Origin of the sequence: Tenacibaculum pacificus, assembly GCF_027941775.1 — a bacterium.
Taxonomy (GTDB): Bacteria; Bacteroidota; Bacteroidia; order Flavobacteriales; family Flavobacteriaceae; genus Polaribacter; species Polaribacter pacificus_A.
Genome location: NZ_CP115917.1, coordinates 972,293 through 995,222 on the forward strand (window position 1 = coordinate 972,293; position 22,930 = coordinate 995,222).

General features: G+C 30.4%; 15 protein-coding genes. 10 read left to right on the top strand and 5 right to left on the bottom strand.

Annotated elements, in window-relative coordinates; all coding sequences use genetic code 11:
• Nucleotides 1-10: 10 nt before the first annotated feature.
• Nucleotides 11-1,639 carry an acyl-CoA carboxylase subunit beta gene (locus PG913_RS04550; RefSeq protein ID WP_271231817.1) on the bottom strand — a complete coding sequence of 543 codons (1,629 nt, stop codon included), beginning with the start codon at nucleotides 1,637-1,639 and terminating at the stop codon, nucleotides 11-13.
• A gap of 155 nt (nucleotides 1,640-1,794) precedes the next feature.
• Here PG913_RS04550 and PG913_RS04555 point away from each other — a divergent pair, with 155 nt between their 5' ends.
• From PG913_RS04555 to PG913_RS04575, 5 genes are all read left to right on the top strand, one after another.
• Complete coding sequence (locus PG913_RS04555; protein ID WP_271231818.1) at nucleotides 1,795-2,145, top strand: DoxX family protein; 351 nt, start codon at nucleotides 1,795-1,797, stop codon at nucleotides 2,143-2,145.
• Nucleotides 2,146-2,152: 7 nt separating this feature from the next.
• Nucleotides 2,153-2,560 carry an OsmC family protein gene (locus tag PG913_RS04560; RefSeq protein WP_271231819.1) on the top strand — a complete coding sequence of 136 codons (408 nt, stop codon included), beginning with the start codon at nucleotides 2,153-2,155 and terminating at the stop codon, nucleotides 2,558-2,560.
• A 17-nt stretch (nucleotides 2,561-2,577) separates the two neighbouring features.
• Nucleotides 2,578-3,108, top strand: coding sequence for an NADPH-dependent FMN reductase (locus tag PG913_RS04565; RefSeq protein ID WP_271231820.1), 531 nt, complete (start codon nucleotides 2,578-2,580; stop codon nucleotides 3,106-3,108).
• An 88-nt stretch (nucleotides 3,109-3,196) separates the two neighbouring features.
• Nucleotides 3,197-3,634 carry a MarR family winged helix-turn-helix transcriptional regulator gene (locus PG913_RS04570; RefSeq protein ID WP_271231821.1) on the top strand — a complete coding sequence of 146 codons (438 nt, stop codon included), beginning with the start codon at nucleotides 3,197-3,199 and terminating at the stop codon, nucleotides 3,632-3,634.
• An 85-nt stretch (nucleotides 3,635-3,719) separates the two neighbouring features.
• On the top strand, nucleotides 3,720-4,589 hold the full coding sequence (locus PG913_RS04575; RefSeq protein WP_271231822.1) for a pirin family protein: 870 nt from the start codon (nucleotides 3,720-3,722) through the stop codon (nucleotides 4,587-4,589).
• Nucleotides 4,590-4,800: 211 nt separating this feature from the next.
• Here PG913_RS04575 and PG913_RS04580 read toward each other — a convergent pair whose 3' ends face one another.
• From PG913_RS04580 to PG913_RS04595, 4 genes are all read right to left on the bottom strand, one after another.
• The gene (locus PG913_RS04580) at nucleotides 4,801-5,700 is read right to left on the bottom strand and encodes a hypothetical protein (RefSeq protein WP_271231823.1); all 900 of its coding nucleotides are present in this window, start codon (nucleotides 5,698-5,700) and stop codon (nucleotides 4,801-4,803) included.
• A 3-nt stretch (nucleotides 5,701-5,703) separates the two neighbouring features.
• Complete coding sequence (locus PG913_RS04585) at nucleotides 5,704-14,118, bottom strand: LamG-like jellyroll fold domain-containing protein (protein ID WP_271231824.1); 8,415 nt, start codon at nucleotides 14,116-14,118, stop codon at nucleotides 5,704-5,706.
• A 224-nt stretch (nucleotides 14,119-14,342) separates the two neighbouring features.
• Nucleotides 14,343-15,218 carry a tail fiber protein gene (locus PG913_RS04590; protein ID WP_271231825.1) on the bottom strand — a complete coding sequence of 292 codons (876 nt, stop codon included), beginning with the start codon at nucleotides 15,216-15,218 and terminating at the stop codon, nucleotides 14,343-14,345.
• Nucleotides 15,219-15,585: 367 nt separating this feature from the next.
• Nucleotides 15,586-16,050, bottom strand: a complete 465-nt coding sequence (locus tag PG913_RS04595) for an Lrp/AsnC family transcriptional regulator (protein WP_271231826.1) — start codon at nucleotides 16,048-16,050, stop codon at nucleotides 15,586-15,588.
• A 151-nt stretch (nucleotides 16,051-16,201) separates the two neighbouring features.
• Between PG913_RS04595 and PG913_RS04600 the strand changes: the two genes are divergently transcribed.
• From PG913_RS04600 to ettA, 5 genes are all read left to right on the top strand, one after another.
• Complete coding sequence (locus tag PG913_RS04600; RefSeq protein WP_271231827.1) at nucleotides 16,202-17,317, top strand: histidine decarboxylase; 1,116 nt, start codon at nucleotides 16,202-16,204, stop codon at nucleotides 17,315-17,317.
• Between the two features lie 90 nt (nucleotides 17,318-17,407).
• Nucleotides 17,408-19,432 carry an NADPH-dependent 2,4-dienoyl-CoA reductase gene (locus PG913_RS04605; RefSeq protein ID WP_271231828.1) on the top strand — a complete coding sequence of 675 codons (2,025 nt, stop codon included), beginning with the start codon at nucleotides 17,408-17,410 and terminating at the stop codon, nucleotides 19,430-19,432.
• 103 nt (nucleotides 19,433-19,535) lie between these two features.
• Nucleotides 19,536-20,525, top strand: a complete 990-nt coding sequence (gene lpxD / locus PG913_RS04610; RefSeq protein WP_271231829.1) for a UDP-3-O-(3-hydroxymyristoyl)glucosamine N-acyltransferase — start codon at nucleotides 19,536-19,538, stop codon at nucleotides 20,523-20,525.
• A 397-nt stretch (nucleotides 20,526-20,922) separates the two neighbouring features.
• Entirely contained in the window at nucleotides 20,923-21,105 is a 183-nt protein-coding gene (locus PG913_RS04615) for a CAL67264 family membrane protein (RefSeq protein ID WP_271231830.1), read from the top strand.
• Nucleotides 21,106-21,127: 22 nt separating this feature from the next.
• Complete coding sequence (gene ettA / locus PG913_RS04620) at nucleotides 21,128-22,819, top strand: energy-dependent translational throttle protein EttA (protein WP_271231831.1); 1,692 nt, start codon at nucleotides 21,128-21,130, stop codon at nucleotides 22,817-22,819.
• Nucleotides 22,820-22,930 lie beyond the last annotated feature (111 nt).

Genomic DNA, 22,930 nt, shown 5'->3' on the forward strand with positions numbered 1-22,930 from the left:
TTTTTATAGATTATACTTGAATAATTCCTAAGTTAAATTTCTTTTCAATAGGAGCATTGTTTGCCGCTTCAATTCCCATCGAAATCCATGTTCTGGTATCTAAAGGATTAATAACTCCATCTGTCCAAATTCTTGCAGCTGCGTAATACGGTGAAACTTGGTCATCGTAACGTGATTTTATTTTATCGAATAATTCGGCTTCTTTTTCTGGAGTAATTTCTTCACCACGTTTTTTTAACGAAGCTTTTTCTATCTGTAATAAAACTTTTGCAGCAGAATTTCCACTCATAACTGCAAGTTCGGCACTTGGCCAAGCAGCAATTAATCGAGGGTCGTATGCTTTCCCGCACATTGCATAATTTCCTGCTCCGTACGAATTACCAATAATAATCGTAAATTTTGGAACGACAGAATTACTTACTGCATTCACCATTTTAGCACCGTCTTTTATAATTCCGCCGTGTTCAGATTTTGAACCAACCATAAAACCAGTAACATCTTGTAAAAAAACTAAAGGAATTTTTTTCTGATTACAATTAGCAATAAAACGGGTTGCTTTATCAGCAGAATCATTATAAATTACACCACCAAATTGCATTTCGCCTTTGGCTGTTTTTACTAATTTTCGTTGATTAGCCACAATACCAACAGCCCAACCGTCCATGCGTGCGTAGCCTGTTAAAATTGTTTTTCCGTAGCCTTCTTTATATTGATCAAATTCAGAATTATCAACCAAACGTTTGATAATTTCTAACATATCATATTGTGCATTTCTTTCTTTAGGAAGAATCCCGAAAATATCATCTTCGTTTTCTTTTGGAGGAAGTGCTTTTTTTCTATTAAAACCAGCGTTGTCAGCGTCGCCAATTTTATCCATCAATTTTTTAATGGTATCTAAAGCATCTTTATCATCTTTAGATTTATAGTCGGTAACACCTGATATTTCGCAATGTGTAGTTGCGCCACCCAAAGTTTCATTATCAATACTTTCTCCAATTGCGGCTTTTACCAAATAACTTCCAGCTAAGAATATACTACCTGTTTTATCAACAATTAAAGCCTCATCACTCATAATAGGCAAATAAGCACCACCAGCAACACAGCTTCCCATAATTGCAGAAATTTGGGTAATTCCCATACTGCTCATCATTGCATTGTTTCTGAAAATACGTCCGAAGTGTTCTTTATCAGGAAAAATTTCATCTTGTAAAGGAAGATATACTCCCGCAGAATCTACCAAATAAATAATAGGTAATTTATTTTCTATGGATATTTCTTGTGCTCTTAAATTCTTTTTTCCTGTAATAGGAAACCAAGCACCAGCTTTTACAGTAGCATCGTTGGCAACAACAATACATTGTTTTCCGCTAACGTATCCCATTTTTACAACAACTCCACCAGACGGGCATCCGCCGTGTTCTTGATACATTTTATCGCCTGCAAAAGCTCCAATTTCTATAGATTTTGTTTTATCATCTAAAAGATAATCGATACGTTCACGAGCTGATAATTTTCCTTTTTCACGTTGTTTATCAATACGTTTTTGTCCTCCGCCTAATTTAACTTTGGCAAAACGTTTACGTAAATCAGCTACTAAAAGTTTATTGTAATCTTCATTTTTATTGAAGTTAAGATCCATAGGTACGTTATTTATTTGCAATTGCTAAAGTATAAAAAACCCTTTAAATTTATGGTTGATTTTGTTAAAAAAGCTAATTAATCTCCGTGAATTTATATTCCATGGGTTTTAAATGTTTTTATTGTATATTTGTATCGAACTTAAAACGAATAAAAATGAAAAAAGAATACATAATTTATTATATAGCTACTGGTTTATTATCATTATTAGTATTGTTTTCAGCAGGAATGTATTTTTTTAATCATCAAGAAGTAGCAGTAATGTTTACTAATTTTGGTTATCCTATTTATATTATTTATCCGTATGCGGTTGCAAAATTATTAGGTGTTATTACTATTTGGTTTGTAGCAAATAAAACAATTAAAGAATGGGTATATGCGGGTTTTTTCTTTGCTTTTATACTTGCTTTTTTTGCACATGTTATGATTGGAGATGGTGAGCAAATGGGGGCATTAATTGCTATGATTTTATTGGTAGTTTCTTATATTTATAGTAAAAAAATATAAAGTAATAATGGCAGGTAAAGCATCATCAAAAGTAATATTAAGTAATCGTAATTATGTAGCGGAAGCAAAAATGAGAAATCATTTTGTAATTACAGATCAACCTGTTGAAAAAGGAGGAGATAATAATGGACCAACGCCTGTGGAATATTTATTAACCGCAATTGGTGGTTGCGTTTCCATAACTTTAAGAACCTACGCTGAAAATAAAAACTGGGATGTTGGTGAAATAACAGTTAATGTTACACAGCAAATAAGGTTAACATCCGAAGGAATAAAAACATCATTAATAGAAGAAATATCTTTTGAAAAAGAGATAACCAAAGCTCAAAAAAAAATATTATTAGAAGTTGCAGGAACATGCCCTGTTGCTCAAATGGTAAAAGGAATAACCGAAATAGTAAGTAATATTCAATAAAATAAAACATAGTTAATATGAAAAAAATAATCGCTTTTGCAGGAAGTAATAGTAAAAAATCAATCAATAAAGAATTAGCAACTTATGTAACAATTTTAATTGATAATTCAATAACCACCGTTTTAGATTTAAATGATTTTCCAATTCCTGTTTATGGTGTAGATACTGAAACTGAAAATGGGATTCCAGAGAACGCTCAAAAATTCTTTGATATAATTCAAAGTGCTGATGGAATTATTTTATCGTTAGCAGAACATAACGGAAATTTTTCGGTAGCATTTAAAAATATGTTTGATTGGATGTCTCGTATTAATCAAAAAGTATGGAATAATATTCCGATGTTATTAATGGCAACATCTCCAGGAGGTAGAGGTGGAGCAAGTGTTTTATCAATAGCTAAAAATGGATTTTCTCATATGGGCGGAAATATTATAGCTGATTTTTCTTTGCCAAGTTTTTATGATAATTTTAAAGAAGGAACTATTATTGATGATGCGTTAAATACACAGTTAAAAGAATTAGTTATCAAGTTAAAAAAATCGTTGTAATTACAATATTTTTATTGATTTTATATTCCTTGGAGTGTAAATGTGTTTTTTGTAATTTTGCTATCACATAAAAAATAATTAGGTTCATATGGGAGATATTTCTAAAGATATAAAATCTAAATTTCCAAATAATAAAGTAAAGGCACTTATCAACATAAAATACACGGCAAGTTGGTTGAGTAGTAATGAAAATGATTTTTTTAAGCCTTACGGAATATCGCCTCAACAATTTAATATTTTACGAATTTTAAGAGGTGCAGCTAAACCGATAAAAGTACAAGTTATTAAAGATAGAATGATTGAACGAGCTCCGAATGCAACTCGTTTAATGGATAAATTATGTGATAAAAAATTTATAGAACGTATTCGTTGTGAACATGATAGAAGAGTTGTTTATATTAATATAACTAAGCAAGGTTTAGCATTATTAACAACTATTGATACTTCAAAAAAGTTAGGTTTTTTAGATAATTTAACAGAAGAAGAAGCTACTCAATTAAGTGATTTATTAGATAAAATTAGATAAACAATTGTTTGTTAAATTTTATTTTAAAATAAAAAATTTACAAAAATATTCTCCATGGAGAATATTTTGATTAAATAATATTTCAATGAAAAAAATAAAATCAATACAGCATAAAGTAGGGAGTCCGTTAGTAAATATGGGCGATATCCAATTAAGACAACCTTTACCAATACAAGGTATCGAAAATGTGGATCCTTTTTTATTATTACATCATTACGGACCTTACGCAATTAGCGAGTTTAATAATCCGTTTGATTTAGGAGCCCATCCACATCGTGGTTTTGAGCCGATAACTTTGTTGTTTAAAGGCGAACAATTACATAGAGATTCTTTAGGAAATGAAATGTTAGTAAAAGAAGGTGACGTACAATGGACAACTGCAGGTAGAGGAGTTGTTCATGCCGAAGCACCATCAAAAGAATTTGTTGAAAAAGGAGGCGAGTTAGAAGGAATTCAATTATGGTTAAATCTACCCGCATCAAAAAAAATGATGCCCGCTAATTATCAGCATATAAAAAGTGAACGTATTCCTGTTGTTTTAAATACTGATAAAACCATTCAATTAAATGTTGTTGCAGGAAGTCAAGCCGATAAATTCGGATTGATAACCACACAAACTTCTGTAAATGTTTTTACTGTAAAAGCCAAAAAGGAAGGTATTATGGATATTGATATTCCTGAAACACATCAATCATTGGTTTATTTATTAGACGGTGAAGTTTTAATAAATAATATTGCAACATTAAAAAAAGGAGCAACTCAAATGGTTACTTTTAATAATGATGGTGATTTTATTAAAATTGATGCCAAAAAAGAAAGTACATTATTGGTGTTATCAGGAGAACCAATTAATGAAAAAGTAGCCCAATACGGACCTTATGTAATGAATACACAAACCGAAATTATGGAAGCAATGCGTGATTATCAAAAAGGAAAAATGGGCTTTTTATATTAGTATAATTTTTTTAAATGTAAAAACTCAGGATATATAATCCTGAGTTTTTTATTTTAATACTTAAAAGTTTTTTTTTGATTAAAAAACCTCTTCAAAATCTCCTTGAACTTTAGTACACTGATAACTTTCTTGGCGACTACAACCAAAAATTAAGGTTAAAAATAGCACTAAACAACATATCATTTTTAATTTTTTCATCTTTTATATCAAATTAATTAATTACTATGGTTTTAATAACTCCGTCTACTTCAACTTGGTAAACTCCCGAATCTAAACCTTCAAAAATGCTTTTACCTTGGCTGATGCTAGAAGTATATAAAAGATTTCCGTTTTGTTTTAGTAAAACAGATGTAGCAGGTATTGCGTATTCAACTTTTATAACTCCTTTAAAATCACAAACTTCGTGTTTTCTAAAAAAACGAGGTTCTTTAACTTCAATTTTCGTTACTTGAATTTGTACTGTTTTTATTTCAGATTGATTTTCTGAAACAATCATAAATTCAACAGGATTTGTAAAATCGATAATAGTATTTGGAGTTAGTAAATTACCATCATAAAAAACAGTTGTACCCAAACTTACGTCAAAAAAAGGTGTAAGAGAAGTTATATCTTCAGTGTTTTTTATTTCAATAGTTACATTATTATCGGTCTCAGTATAACTTAAAACTGGAATGTTTTCAAACTCCACAGTATTTAATATAGCTACGTCAGATAAAGTAGGTTGAGCTACACTATATGCTTGTTGTAAATTTCCGTAATGTGCTAAAATTTCAAATTCTAATTGATTATCGATTTCTGTAACAGTATCTTCAGTTGAATTATAAACTTTAAAATTAAGCTGTTCTCCATCTGTATTCGAAAATATAGTTAAATAAGCATAATACTTATCTTCTGAAGCTACATAAATTAAATTCGTAACACCTCTACATTCATCATTTACAAAAACACCAACTTTATCGTTTTCGCTTGATAAACGTGTTCCATTAATATTGATAAACGAAACTAATGACATTGTGTGTTCAAATTCGTTTTCGTTCAAACTCCAGTTAGGAGTTTGAGCGATTAACGAATTGATAAAGAAAAAACTGCAAATAATTATTAAATTTCTCATTATCTATTTTTTTATTAGATGTTTAATTACAGTATTAGAATCTGTAACAACCTTTATAATATAATTTCCGCTTGATAAATTAAAATCATTAAGAATTAAAAGCTTGTTATTTTGATCCATTTTATAGTTCTTTTGATAAGAAACTTGACCTATTGTTGAATAAATTTTAACAGCAACATTTGTTTGTTGTTTTTTGAAATTTATTTTTAGATAATCATCAAAAGTATTTGGAAAAATTTGGATTTCCTCATCTAAAGTTCCAATTACTATTGGATTTAGAATTGTACCTAATACAGCGTTATTCTTAAACTGTACCGATTCAGAAGTAATTTCTTCTTTAGAACCATCACTTTTTTGAATATAAAAGGTAAGTTTTTCTGATGTATCAGAAAATATTGAGATAAAATGTAAATTCTCTCCATCGATATTAATAGCTTCAGATTCACCTCGAATTTCTCCGTTTGAATTGTAAATTTTAAGCATACTATAATCTGCAGGAATTTTTACAATAGCGTTCATATTTGAAGCGTACTTATTAAAAGTAGTAGTTTCAACTGTTGAACTACTTCTCTTTGCGCTATTAACAATACTGCTTTTACTTAAATTTTCATCTAAATAAGAAGGATAAGTAAATATTTGGTTTTCTGCTGACTTAAGCATATATCCTTTTCCTTGTTCAAGGAAATTTAAATTACCAGACCAACTATTATTTAAAGCGTCATAAATTGCGAATTTATTTTGAGATTTAATTACATCGCCATCCGTCGCGTTAAAATTAGCCAATGCTTCATTTAAAGGAGTATTTCTAGAAACAACATACGGTAACCAGTTCCAGTTTTCTTGTATTGGAAATGACCAAGTGTTTAAATCAACTTTAATTCCTGAAACATTTAATGTATTTGTGTTATTTGTGTACACTTTATACATTTGATTAGTATTCAATCCTCCAGCAACGCTAGTTATAGATCCTGACCAACCACTTAAATTAGGGTCGTTGTATTGTTGGTAGGTTTCTAATAAAGACGGTGAATTACTTAAAATTCTGTCTGATGTTGCTAAATTTAAATCGGCAGTTAAGGTGTTGATGTCTGATAAATTAGCATCGTTCACAAAAAATGACGTCCAAGTCCAACCGCTGTTAAGGTTTATAGATTGATATAATTCATCTGAATTTTCAAAAATCTCAGGAGCTTGTTTAGTTCCCATAATATTATTATCAACAAAAGGTATTGTTAATTTATTACTGATAGTAACAGGATAAATAACATCGGTAGATGCATCCCAAACTTTAAAACTAATTTCTTCTCCGCTTGATTGATTTGCATATACGGTAAGAAAAACAAAGTATTCATCGTAATCTTCATCATAAAATAAAGAAGATACACCTCGAAGTTCTCCATTTACAAATGCAGCAACAGTGTCAGTATTATTTTCAGCAAATACTCCATCGATATTAATTTTACCTACAATATTAAGGCTATAATCAAAATCAGCAGGATTTACTTCCCATTCAGGACCTACAGAGTTTACATTCAAGTTTAATTGAATTTTTTCATCATAACCGTAATCACTATTTAAGTACATATCATGCTGATAATTTCCAACAGAAAGTTCTTGTTCTGTAGTTCCAGTAATGGTAATAACACTTGCAGGTGCTATAGTTCCTGATGATGCTGTTAATGATAACCAACTAGGAATATTACTGATGTTAAATTGTGTTGATGTTCCTCCGTTATTTCTAACTTCGATTTCAAAAGTACCACCTTGATTGAAAGGGATATTTTTTTCAACAATTTCAGATTGACCATCAATTGACCAGTTTAATTGATTTTTATCAATATAAGCTGTCCAAGTTACGGGTGATTGTTGCACGTTATTAACGTCATCAAACATTCTATTAACCGTAATATCTAATACTTGATTTTCTATAACAGAAGGATGCGTTACATTGGGTTTTATAATCAATTCATCACCGTTAATTACATAATCTACAATAAAATTTGTTAAATCTCGAGTGGGTTTAATAGGTGGTGCATCTTCTGAATAATTAGAAGTACCAGCATTAATAATCGCATTTGAACTAAATACCTGCGCATTTACATCAATATGATAATAACTAGGCAATGGATTTGCCAATGCACCAGGTTCGTTCATTTTCATGTAGAAATATAAACCAGGTGTATTAAAATCGATTTCAAAAAAGCGATCTCTATCAACTTGTTTAGTATCTCTTAAAGTATTCCATAATCTAACTTCTGATAAATACCCTGTAAAATGGTTGTCAGTAGTTTCAATACCTGCTAAATCTTTATGACCTCTAGCACCTAACCATATTTTATCACCATAAAAAGCAGAAATATTTTCAGAGTTATTGGTACTTACAAGATCTGAATCTATATAAGTTCTTAAACTACCTTGTCTATTTAATAAAACAGCAACATGATGCCAATTACCATCGGTAACACTTGTTGTAGTTAATTCGTACGAATTGTTTTCGTTCATTAAATTCAAGTTACCATCTGTAGCTAAATTAATAGCCCATTTGTTTCTAGTTCCGTTTGATGATGCAATATCTTGGTCATCACCTCGTCCGTTAGAGAATAAAGTTGCTTGTTGTGCTACATCTGTTTTAACCCAAAAACTTAGTGTAACATCCATTTGATCATTAATTTGAACAATGCTAACATCATCACAAGCTAAATATTGATTATTTTCAAACTCATAAGAAGTTCCACTTGGTTTAATATCCCAATCAGTATTAACTACGGCATGTTTAAAACGAGCAATATCATTTGCGATAGTACCATTTCCTTCATCCATAGGCCATAAACCTATTAAATTTCGTTCGTTACCTAAATATTTTGTATTTAAGTTTGAAGCAACATCACTTAATGTTAATGATTTAGACCAGATTCTTAAATCGTGCATATTTCCTACAAATGTATTTCCTCCAATAACTATTGGATTATTGTATGAATATTGAACGTTTTGTGCTACTTCTAAAACAGCGATATCACTACTATCTTCATATATAGATATCGTTCCTTCATCTGAATTATAGACAAAAGCATAATGATGGAATAAATTATCATTAATAATACTTCCTGAAACAGTATTTCCTGCAAATTCAAACCTTATTTGACCGTTTTCTAAACCTATATTTACGCCATTTTCTTGACTTAAAATAGTTGCATTTGCTGTTGTAGTTGCATTGTTCATCCAAAACTCTAAAGTAAAATCTCCTGTTTGAAATAATGGATTATTTATGTTTACAGTATTGTTAGCTCCATTGAAGTTAACAGAAACGTTATGGTTTATTTCTTGCTGATTTGTTTGTCCTGTAACTTGGATTAAACTAACCGCTTGATTGTAAGAAATTGGTTGGTTAAAACGAACTACAATATCTTCACCATAACTAAGAATACCATCGGTTGGTGTTGGTGTTCCAAAAACAACAGGTGCATCTAAATCAATTCTACCAGTAATTACATCAGAAATATATTCTGTTCCGTTCATACAGCTAGAAATTGCTCTAACTTCATAATTACCATTATTAACGTTTGTTCCTACAATATCCCAATTGTAATTAATTTCAGGAGTATCGATTACTGAAACGTTATTTGTACTTTCTGATGCATCTAAATAATCTTGAGATGTGTAATAAGTATGTAAATTAGTCCAACTAGGAGATGAAATTAATCGATATTGTAAGTCGATTTTCTCAAAACTTTCATAATTTATATTATAATCAACTAATTTAATAGGAAGACTATTTGATGTATTATCGTTGTTAAAAGCTTGATCAATATTAAAAACCCAGTTATTAACAGGCGAACTTATAGCAACACTAGAACAAGAAGGAGTAAAGAAAGCTGAAAGACTAACGCTACTAACAATACTACCATCACAAATACTTTTAAATTCGACAATAATATCTTCATATTCATAAATATCTCCTACAGATTTATCTAAAGTAAGCAAATAGTCGATAGGTTCATTATAAGGAACATCACTAAAAATTAACCCTTGAGGATCTACATTAATAACCGCGTTATTCGGATTTGAAGCAGGGTTAACTTGTAAAACAAAGCTTGTTGTTGTTTCTGAGGCACTTAAATTTAATAATGATAATTTAAATTGTGCTGTTTCACTTTCAGGAACGTTACTTATATTAGCAATTTCAACCGTAATTTCTGGTTTTTCTAATTGTTGTGTAGCGTATCCTAATTCTTCACGTGATGTTTCAGGTAGTAATTCTATATTTTCAACAACATAATCAGGATTGTCATAATCAGGTGTAATATAAGAAGCTTTATTATAAAATAAACTCTTTTCAGCACGTTCATAAGGACAAGAAGAAACACCTCCAATCAAACTAAATATAGGACCATTTCCGTCAAAAGAATTTACAACATCTACACTAAACAAGTTATTAGCATCACCATCTTGAAGTGTATAATTAATATTAGTAGTAGTTTCTGTTTCTTCAGAAAGTTCGGTTCCTAATGTTTGATTAAACTTTGTTGAGGTTGTATTTAAAAAACCAAATTTATTAAACGTAAAACCAAATGTAATAGCCAAAGATTCTTCAATATCTACTTCAATAGAATTTGTTTTGTTTCTAACTAAAGAAGTTTCAATAGATCTTGTAATCGCTCCTGCACTAGAATCAAAAGAAATGTTTTCTTCAAAATTAGAATTAATTAATTTTAATAATGATTGAGAGTCTTGAAGACGAATATTTAAAATAGCTTCAGAAGAAGGATCACTACCGCTAAGTAAAGCAGCTTTTATTTGCTTTATTTCATTCTGAACATATGATTCAGTGTCCTCTTTTAATTGATCTCGGTTATTTTTAGCATCATACTTTGTCTTTTCATTTTCACGAATAACCGATTTCCATTGGTTAATTTGCTCTATATACTGGTCTTCAGATGAAACACCTGCTTCTCCAGGTATTAATGATCCTTGTTGAATTTGTGAAATAAAAAACTCAAGTGAAGGTATTAATTCATCAATAATATAAGCTTGGCTATATGCAAAAAAGGTATCAGAAGGCTCTTCGTTGAAATATAGCGCTTTCTGTTTATTGATAAGAATTTCTACACCATCATCGTTTGTTAATTCTAAAGTAGCTGTATCTTTAATTGTTGAAACACCAATATTATTAAACGATCCATAATAATAGTTTTTAGATTGTCCTATATATACATCAGCTCTAGAACCTACTAAACTAGGGTCATCACTTGTTGAAATTTGTTGACTAAAAGTATATGTTTTAGTAAGGCTTGTAGCATCATTAGAAGCCACAGAAAGACCTATTCCAGCAATAAAATCATTATTTGTTTGTGTATCAACAACAGGACCAAGTAACCCACCACCAGCAGCAAAACGAATTCCTAATAAAAGCTTAGTTTCATTATTGACATTCGTATTGGTTGCAATTTTATTGGTTGTGGTAAAACTAACACTTTCACCACTTTCTATGGTTGCTGAACTTTCTGATCCAGGAGGATCTCTTAAAATAAGGTCTGGAATATCTGGTGCTTCTGTTACAAATGTTTGACTTCCGTCTGATTCTCCACCAAGTAAAATTGCTTTATTGGTATAATTTTGTACAGGATAGTCTATAGAATTAATTCTGTAAAACATATTTAATGATTTAGTATAAGGAGCTACTGTAGAAGGTAAACCTCCTCTAAATTGATAACTAATTAAACTTTCATCTTCTTCATTAATAATGATTTTTTCAGAATCTTGTAAAGCAAGATTATTGGTGATTATTAACTCTCCATCTTTTATAGGTACTTGAAATTCAATACCATTAGAATTTGTGTCATAATTAAAATAAGGTTCATATCTACTCAATTCAATGGTATAGTAACCAAATTGATTGTAAAATAAATAGCCTGTTCCTGCTGTTTTTACAGATGTTCCATCAGGCAAATCTAACATGTCTTCACCTACTTGAGATAAAGCATTTAATACAGGCGTAGCTCTATATACAAAGCTTTTTTCAAAATGATAAGGTTTTCCTGTTACTTCTTCACCATTAGCACTTGTATAAGTTGGTGTTTTGGTAATTGTTATATTAGAAGAAAAATCTAAAGATTCATTGGCTTCTAATATTGATATGTCCGAATTTGTAGGTATTGTTAAACCTCCAATTGAATTAATCGTATACATTAAAGGTAAAGCTTTAACTCGATATTCTCCTGTTTCTGCATTTGTTGAAAAAGAAAACTGTGTGTTTCCTGTAGCAGAAGCACCTGGAGGCGCATAGCTTAATGTTAAATTAGCAGTACCAATATTATTTACAGAACTAACAATTTCTTGTTGTTGAATATTGTTTTTATCTTCATAATTTATAGCGTATGTTCCTTGATCACCAAAACCAATTGTTTTAGCTGCTTCAACAGTACCACCAACAACTCGACCTACAATATCAACTCTTGTTTTATCTACAAAAATTACTTGTTCCTGAGCATCTTCAAAAAATTCAGATGTTTGAGAAGTACTTGCAGGAAATCTTCCGTTATATTCAAATGTATGACCTGTTTTAGCAACAGAAATATAGTGATTTCCAATAGGAACACTTATTTCAAAATTACCTTCACTATCACTTACTACAGGAGTATTGTTTTCGTCTAAAACGATTTGATTATCGATTAAAATATTAACTCCTTCAGAAGCAATTCTTGCATATCTTTCTAAATAATCATCACTAACATCATCGGTTGTACCTGCATTATTATACCAATATTCTCCTTTTGAAAACTTTTGAGGACCTCTTGTATAATAATTATAACCTTCATCTAAAAGACCTGGGCTAGAATTACTAACATATTGATCTCCGTCTGTTAATCCTTGAAAACTAGGATTTGCAGGATCTGGGCTATTTAATTCAACAAAAGATTTAAAAACACCTTTGGTATCGTATAAAATTTTTCCTCTATAGATAAATGAAGAGACATCCGTAAAATTAACTTGATTAACAACAGGCGTATCTTCTCCTAAATATATAATTTGTTGATTTGGTTCAAATTGATGTACTCCAAGTCTTGGCGATATATTATAAGATTCTCCTGTTCCTTTATAAGGAATAGCAGAAATAATATAACTACCATTTTTATCAGTAATACCTAAGAAACCTAATTGATTTTTTCTAGGTAAATCATTTACAGCGCTTGTCCAATGAGGAATGTCTTGTGCTAATTCTCCATCTAAAAAAGCCCTGTTTTTATTGTATTCAAAACCTTCATGAGATAAATCATAAGCATATCGACCAACACCTTCATCAAATCTAAAATAAGAAATTAAATCAGCATCATCACCACTAATATATCTGTGAAAATCATCATGAACTCTAGCTTCTGTTAAAGTTGATTTCCAGATTCTTAATTCATCTAAATAGATTGATTTAGAACCTATTGATCCTACAATAAAATGATTGTATTCTTCAACAGTTCCAGTAGCAGAAAGTAAGCTTGTTGTTTGAGTAGGAATTGTAACACTATAATCAGGTCCTTGAAAATCAGGATTAACTTTTCTTAATTCAGTGTTAAATGAATCAACATCTTCTTGTTGAATTTCAGTACCATTAATCAATAATCTAGGAATCGTATTTTCTTCTACGATTACAGTAACATGCGTGAAATCTGTTAAAAAATCAGCTATAGGAAGCAATGTTTCATCTCCTTTTGCATTAATTCTACCAGCAGGTATATAATTATATAATCTATAAATAGCTCCTTGTATATTAAATTCAATATAAGGTGTTGTATCTTCTAAGTTTACTTTTATTTGCGTTTTATGTGTGTCTAAATAAGACGCATTTTGTAATACAAATAAATCAATATATTCTGAAGTATCAAAAGTTCCACCACTAGGTTTTAACCATGTTTGAAAGGTATATTTATCTGTAATTGGCTTATTAACAAAGTTAATGTCAAGACCAGTTTCTTTAGGTATATTAATACCAGATCGTTTAGTGTTTTCATCTCCATTGCTAGGTTCTGCCTCAATAATTACTGTTTGTACAGGGTTTCCTCCTTCAAAGTTAATGTTTCCTGTAATAATAGCTGTTGGGTTTCTGTAACCGATTCCTGTAATATAGTCTCTTAATTCTGTACCAGTACCACTAAATCCAGGAAGACCTACGGCATCAATTCTATATTCATAAAGCGTTCCACCTTGCACATATTTATCTTCATAATTTGTCGTTATGGCAGGTAAAGTTGCTATCTTAACATAGTTTTGTTGAACATTAGTTAATTCTCTTCTGTAAACAACAATATATTCGATATCTTCTAAGTTGTTTTTTACAGTCCAATTTATAGCTATTTTATCTGGGAAATAACCTTTTGAAACATCAAAAGACGCATGAGAAAATGTTTCGTGTACAAATTGTACCCCCATGGAAACCTTATATCTAAAGGGGTTGTTATTCTTTTATTAATTGTCGAATTTGTTCCTAAATAAGGAGATCCTACTTGTAGAGTCCATTTGTTTCCTGCTCCATCTTGAGAAGAAATTGACTGGGAAGTAGCCCGTATCAATTCTTGCTGAGAAAAACTATTTAAAGAACAAACTATACCAAAAAGGAATAGTAGTCCTATTTTTTTTATATACATAGTTGTTGTTTAAAGTTTAATAATGTAGTTTACACCAAAATTTACAGGACGAGTTTCATTACTTCCAACAGATGTTGTTGTTCCTGAAATAGTATGACTATGGTTTCCGTTATCTCTTAATTCTCTACTACTTAGTAAATCAGGTTCTGTATTAGAATTATCTGTACCTCCAGAGTAAGTACGAGATCCATTAACTCTTAGAAGGCTATTATATTCACCATTGTTATGATTATGAGCTCCTGTATTATTTGTTTTTAAAGTTCCTGAGTTATGTGCGTGACTTTGAAAGTTGTCATTTTGTGTACCCTTTAAAGCTGGTCCATTTTCATTATTTACAGGACTTCTTCCTGTACCTCTTAAAAACATACCTTTTAAATCAGGAGTAACAGTTGCACCTAATAAATCTCTAAGTATTACTGTTTCATCTGTTATAGGTATATTTCTACCATCACATAATATCCAACCAGTTGGAGCTGTTACTCCAATATATGGCATTATACTCCCAGAAGGAACACCATTAAACGCAGAATAAGCATAAGGTACATAACGTAATAATTCGTTAGAAATAATCATTGTTCCTTCAGAAATTTTTAAGTAATGTTCATTAGCACTTAAAAGACTCTGTATAGAAGCAGGAACTTCTAATACTGTAGAAAATACGCCAAACTCATCTGTAATAATAGTTATTGTTTCGCTGTAAGTTACTACACTAGCTGATGATATTGAGTTTAAATAACTTAGTTCTGCTGAAATAGTTATAGGTTCATTTTGTCTTGCATTATTATTTGGGTCTCTTGCAATTCCTTGCACTGTAATTCCTTGAGCGAAACTTAATACTGAAATCAGCATTAAAAGAGTACTTAATAACATTCTACTAATCGTCATAATTTTGTTTTTTAATTGTTTTATAAATTGGGAATCAATCTTGATCGATTCTTTTGACGAGTATGAATTAAGATAATTACAAATAAAATTGATAAAATAATATTTTAATAGAATAATTAAAGACTAAGAAGTAGTTTATTTAATATGTATATAAAAAGAGTTGTTAATGGTTTTGTAAAAAAAAAACTCCAAAAAAAATATATTTTAAAAGGAGTTATTTTTTTAAAGTAATTGTAATTCAGTGTTTTGAGTAGTGAGGTGAATAATCGTTTACTTCTTTATTTAGAATGTAATATTCAATCTCTAAAATTGGAAAATCAAAATTAAAATAGTGTGTTTTTTTGATGAAATTATTACTTAGAATCTTTTATTTTATTGTGATTTTAGTCTCGTTTTTTATTTGTCGAATAACAAAAGAGCTTTGAATATTAGATATAATTTTAAGTTGAGACATTTTTTTTAAGATAAAATGTTCATATTCTTGAATATCTCTTACAATTACTTTCAGTAAAAAATCATAACCACCAGCGATGTATGAAACATCCATAACTTCATCTAAAGAATTGATGTGTTTTTCAAATTCTTTAAAATCGGATTCTTGATGTTTTAATAGTGTTATTTGACAATATACAATCAAACTTCTATTGATTAATTCAGCATCAACAATTGCAACATATTTTTTGATAATCCCTCTTGATTCAATTTTTTTGATGCGTTCATGTGTTGGCGTAATCGATAAATTTACCTTCTGAGAAAGTTGTTTTATAGACTGTTTTGCGTCTGTTTGAAGTTCATTTATCAATTGTAAATCAATAGTATCTAGTTGTTGCATAGTATATATTTCTGTTTAAGGTTCTATAAATCAAAAGTAAAGTATATTTTTCTTTATAAGTTATTTTTAAAAGTATAATATTCTTAATATTTGGTTTTAAATAGTTTTATTATATTGATTTTTATCTTTGTATTCGAAAAAAACATAGATGATGAATAAGATAGAACAGATATATAATAGGATTAGTAAAAATACAGATACCTTTTTAGGATACCCGTTAGCAAAAGATTTTTCATATAAAGAATTTGCTCCTTTTTTAGATTTATGTATTAATAACGTGGGTGACCCTGAGTCTGATTCTACTTTAGCAATAGATACAAAAGATATCGAAAAAGAGTGTATATCTTTTTTTGCTGATATTCTTTCATCAAACGTAAAAGAAACTTGGGGATACGTTACTAATGGAGGAACTGAAGGGAATTTATATGGTTTATATCTTGCTAGAGAAAATTTTCCTGATGCTGTGGTATATTATAGTGAATCAACACATTATAGTGTGAAAAAGAATTTACATTTATTAAATATCAAAAATATTGTTGTTAGAAGTCAGGATAATGGAGAAATGGATTATGATGATTTAGAACAAATTTTAATGTTACGTAGAGATAAACCAGCTATTTTCTTTTTGAATATTGGTACTACCATGACAGAAGCTGTTGATAAGCTTGATGAAATTAAAAGAATTATCAAAAAATATGCTGTAAAAGATTATTATATACATTGTGATGCTGCTTTTTTAGGAACGATAGCACCATTTGTAACGCCAAAACCAAAATTTGATTTTTCTGAAGGTGTTGATAGTATCGCAATATCAGGACATAAATTTATAGGAGGTCCAATTCCTTGTGGAATTGTAATGGCAAAGAGAAAACACAGAGATCGTATTGCAAATTCGGTGTCTTATGTAGGTACTTTTGATACTACCATAACAGGGTCTCGTAACGGATTAACTCCTTTATTTTTATGGTCTTTTATTCAAAAACATGGAAAAGAAGGTTTAGCTAGAAGAGTAAAAGAATCACAAGAATTAGCAGGATATTTAGAAAATGAATTAAATAATATAGGTATAAAAGCGTGGCGAAATAAAGAAGCTTTAACTGTTGTATTAGAAAAGCCTTCGGATGAAATATGTAAAAAATATCAATTAGCATCAGAAGAAGATATTGCCCATGTAATTTGTGTTCCTGGTATCAAAAAAGAACAACTTAATGTTTTTTTAGAGGATTTAAAAAAAGAGTTAGCTGACAATTTATGTGCTTTAGTTTAAGTATTAATTTATGTTAACTATCTTTTTTTTTAAACAAAAAACGTATCTTGCATTTTATTATGCGTGCATAACATTTTAAATATTCGATAGATGAAATACAAACATATTTTTGAACCATTAGATTTAGGTTTTACAACATTAAAGAATCGTATTTTAATGGGTTCTATGCATACAGGTTTAGAGGAAGAGAAAAATGGAACTCAAAAAATAGCCGAATATTATGCCGAACGTGCTAGAGGTGGAGTTGGGTTAATTGTAACAGGAGGTATTTCTCCGAATATTCAAGGTTGGACTGCGCCATTTTCAGCACGAATGAGCACTAAAAAACATGCTAGAGAACATAAAGTTATTACAGATAGGGTACATAAAGAAGGTAGTAAAATCTGTATGCAAATTTTACATTCGGGTCGTTATGGTTATCATCCACTAACGGTAGCACCTTCAAAAATACAAGCACCTATTAATCCGTATAAACCTTTTGAATTAAAACAATCAGGAATCCGAAGAACTGTTAAAGATTTTGTGAATTGTGCTAAATTATCGCAACAAGCAGGTTATGATGGTGTTGAAATAATGGGGTCTGAAGGATATTTAATAAATCAATTTATTGTAAAAAGAACCAATAAAAGAATTGATAATTACGGAGGAGTTTATAAAAATAGAATCCGTTTAGCAGTAGAATTAGTTCAAAAAATAAGAGAAGCTGTAGGTGAAAGTTTTATTATCATTTATAGATTATCAATGTTAGATTTGGTAGAACAAGGAAGTTCTTGGGAAGAGGTCGTACAATTAGGAAAAGAAATAGAAAAAGCAGGAGCAACTATTATAAATACAGGTATCGGTTGGCACGAATCACGGATACCAACCATCGCAACATCAGTACCAAGAGCCGCATTTACTTGGGTTACACAAAAGATGAAAGAAGAATTATCGATTCCTTTAATTACTTCTAATCGAATTAATATGCCCGAAACTGCCGAAAAAGTATTAGCAGAGGGGCGTGCAGATATGGTTTCAATGGCACGCCCGTTTTTAGCAGATCCACAATGGGTTAACAAAGCAAAAGAAGAACGTGATGATGAAATAAATACCTGTATTGCTTGTAATCAGGCGTGTTTAGATCATGCTTTTCAGAAAAAAGTAGCAAGTTGTTTAGTAAATCCTAGAGCTTGTCGTGAAACAGAATTCAATTATAATCAAACATCAAAAAAGAAAAAAATAGCTGTAGTTGGTGCAGGTCCAGCAGGTTTATCAGCAGCAACAATTGCTGCTCAAAGAGGGCACGAAGTAACACTTTTTGATGCTGATAAAGAAACAGGTGGTCAGTTTAATATCGCGAAGCAAATACCTGGAAAAGAAGAGTTTTACGAAACTATTCGTTACTTTAATAAACAGTTAAGTTTACATAACGTAACTGTAAAATTAAATACAAGAGTTTCTGCTGATGATTTATCAAAAGGTAATTTTGATGAGGTAATTATTGCCACAGGAATTACACCAAGGATGCCAAGAATTAACGGAATAGAACACGAAAAAGTATTAAATTATATCGATGTAATTAAGCATAAAAAAACTGTTGGAAAACGTGTGGCAGTTATTGGTGCTGGTGGAATTGGTTTTGATGTATCAGAATATTTAGCACATGAAGGCGAAAGTACAGCTTTAAATATTGATGCTTGGTTACAAGAATGGGGAATTGACAAAACGCTTACCGCTAGAAGTGGAATAGAAGGAGTTGTTGCAGAAGTTCATCCATCGCCAAGAGAAATTTTTATGTTTAAACGAAGTAAAGGTAAATTTGGTGCAAACTTAGGTAAAACTACTGGTTGGATTCATCGTGCAGCTTTAAAAAAGAAAAAAGTACAATTTATAAATGAGGTTGAATACATTAAAATTGATGATGAAGGTTTGCATTATACGCAAGGTGAGGAACAAAAAATACTAGCAGTAGATAATGTAATTATTTGTGCAGGACAACTTCCGCTTAAAGAATTAATTGCTCCTTTAGAAGAAAAAGGTATAAAAACACATGTAATTGGTGGTGCTGATTTTGCATCAGAATTAGACGCAAAAAGAGCTATCAACCAAGGAAGTAGATTAGCTGCTGAAATTTAATAAAAACAATTATCATAATATTAAAAATCTTGCTTTATGCAGGATTTTTTTTTGCTAACAAATTAAACAGTATTTTTAGCAAACTTAATTAGATAACCCCAACATGAAATCATTTACAATAAAAGAAATTAGTTCATTATTAAAAGGTGAATTAGTAGGTAATTGTTCTGAAGAAATTACAGCTCCAGAGCAAATAGAAAAAGCAGAAAAAGGACAAATAACTTTTATTGGAAATAAAAAATTTGCTGATTTATGGAATAATTCTAACGCAAGTGCCGCTATTGTATGTAGTAAGTTAGATATTCAGCCAGAACAAAATAAAGCATTTATAAAAGTTGCTAATGCCGATTTAGCCATGGCAACATTATTAGAAGCTTTTCAACCAGAAGCACCACATTTTGAAATAGCTATTCATCCAACGGCTGTAATCGATAAAACTGCAACAATAGGCGAAGGCTGTAAAATTGGAGCAAATGCTTATATTGGTAAAAATGTTGTGTTAGCAAACGGAGTTATTTTATATCCAAATGTTACTATTTTTGACGATACTACTATCGGTCAAAATACCACGGTTTGGTCGGGTACGGTAATTAGAGAAAGAAGTGTTATCGGAAATAACTGTATTTTTCATAATAATGTAAGTATCGGAGCTGATGGTTTTGGTTACAGACCAAGCGCACAAGGATTAACAAAAATTCCACATATCGGAAATGTAGTTATTGGAAATCAAGTAGAAATTGGTGCAAATTCATGTGTCGATAGAGGTAAATTTAGCTCAACTATTTTAGGCGATGGTTGTAAAATTGATAACTTGGTTCAAATAGGTCATAATTCGGTACTAGGTAAATTCTGTATTATGGCAGGAAGTAGTGGTTTAGCAGGGTCAGTAACCTTAGGCGATGGCGTTATTATTGGCGGAAGTGCTTCTATTAAAGACCATACAACGATTCATTCAGGAGCGGTTGTAGGTGCTGGTTCTGGTGTTATTGCTGATGTTCCTGCAGGAAAAACCGTACTTGGATATCCTGCAACTGATGCTAGAGATATGATGAAACAATGGGTTGCGTTACGTAAATTAGGTAGAAAACAGTAGAAAAATATTTTTAATTAAAACCTCATTTTTAGTGAGGTTTTTTTGTGTTTTTATTTTAATACATAAATCAATAAAAATAGTTTTTTGAAGCAATTTCCCGCTTTCCGCACTCGCTTTTTTTGTTTTTTTTCAAAAGAAAAAAACAAAAAAGAGCTCAAACAATTGCTTTAATCGGGGCTAGAAATTTATACTATTCTATTATATTTTAGGTTGTTTTTTTATTTTCAGAAAATAATAATAACTGTATTTAAGTGAAAAATAGTACTTATATCAAACAATAAATTATAAAAAATCAATAATTATACTATGTTTTTAAGAGAAAAATGCACTATTAGTAATTAGAAATAATAAAATAAAAGCCGATATTTGTCGCAGATATTTTTTTAAAGAGTAAATTATGGCAATGAATAAAAATAATGTCCTCGCTTGGGCAACAATTATAATGGTTTTAATAGGTCTTTTACTAGTGTTACTAGGGGCTTTTAGATATGATGATGTAGCAGGATATGGTTTTGGAGCAGTAGGTTTAGGATTTTTTGCAAATGCATGGGTTTTCAACGCCTTAAAAGGAAGAGTTTAATTAATAAAAAAATAGCACAAAAATGTCAGACGATAAGAAGGTTATATTTTCAATGAATAAGGTTTCAAAAACCTATCAAAGTACGAATAAACAAGTTTTAAAAGATATTTATTTAAGTTTCTTCTACGGAGCTAAAATTGGTATTTTAGGTTTAAACGGATCGGGTAAATCTACTTTATTAAAAATAATTGCAGGAGTAGAGAAAAATTTTCAAGGTGATGTAACTTTTTCACCAGGTTATAAAGTTGGTTATTTAGAGCAAGAACCAAAATTAGACGAAACCAAAACAGTTATTGAAATAGTAAGAGAAGGTGTTGCAGAAACTGTAGCTATTTTAGAGGAATACAACAAAATCAACGATATGTTTGGTTTAGAAGAAGTGTATTCTGATGCTGATAAAATGGACAAGTTAATGGCGCAACAAGCAGAGCTTCAAGATAAAATTGATGCTTCTAATGCTTGGGAACTTGATACTAAATTAGAAATTGCTATGGATGCTTTACGTACTCCAGATGGTGATACTCCAATTAAAAACTTATCAGGAGGGGAAAGAAGAAGAGTTGCTTTATGTAGATTATTATTACAAGAACCAGAAATTTTATTATTAGATGAGCCTACCAATCACTTGGATGCTGAATCTGTACACTGGTTAGAGCATCATTTAGCACAATATAAAGGAACTGTAATTGCTGTAACGCATGATAGATATTTCTTAGATAACGTTGCTGGTTGGATTTTAGAATTAGATAGAGGTGAAGGAATTCCTTGGAAAGGAAACTACTCTTCTTGGTTAGATCAAAAATCAACAAGAATGGCACAAGAAAGCAAAACTGCTTCTAAGCGTCAAAAAACATTAGAACGAGAATTAGAATGGGTTCGTCAAGGAGCAAAAGGTCGTCAAACAAAGCAAAAAGCACGTTTGAAGAACTATGATAAATTAATGAGCCAAGATGAGAAACAAACTGATGAAAAGTTAGAAATTTATATTCCAAATGGTCCACGTTTAGGAACAAATGTTATTGAAGCTAGTGGAGTTTCAAAAGCTTTTGGAGATAAATTATTATACGATAATTTAGAATTTAATCTTCCACAAGCGGGAATCGTTGGAATTATCGGACCAAACGGTGCGGGTAAAACTACTATCTTTAAAATGATAATGGGAGAAGAAACTCCTGATAACGGAAGCTTTAAAGTAGGTGAAACTGCAAAAATTGCTTATGTAGATCAGGCGCATTCTAACATTGATGCTGATAAATCTATTTGGGAGAATTTCTCTGAAGGTCAAGATTTAGTAATGATGGGAGGGAAGCAAGTAAATTCTCGTGCATATTTAAGTCGTTTTAACTTTGGTGGAAGCGAACAAAACAAAAAAGTTTCTACACTTTCTGGAGGTGAACGTAACCGTTTACACTTAGCAATGACTTTAAAAGAAGAAGGAAACGTTTTATTATTAGATGAACCTACCAATGATTTAGATGTAAATACATTAAGAGCATTAGAAGAAGGTTTAGAAAACTTTGCAGGTTGTGCTGTCGTTATTAGTCACGATAGATGGTTTTTAGATAGAATTTGTACACATATTTTAGCTTTTGAAGGAAATAGTGAAGTTTATTTCTTTGAAGGAGGATTCTCTGAATATGAAGCAAATAAAAAGAAACGTTTAGGTGGAGATTTAATGCCAAAACGTATTAAATACAGAAAATTAATTAGATAATTTAAAATTAATATTATTTAATAAAAAACTCGAAGCTTTATAGCTTCGAGTTTTTTTATTCTAATAGTCTGTTTAAAAATCAAATAAAAATGAGATTAACCGTCATGCTGA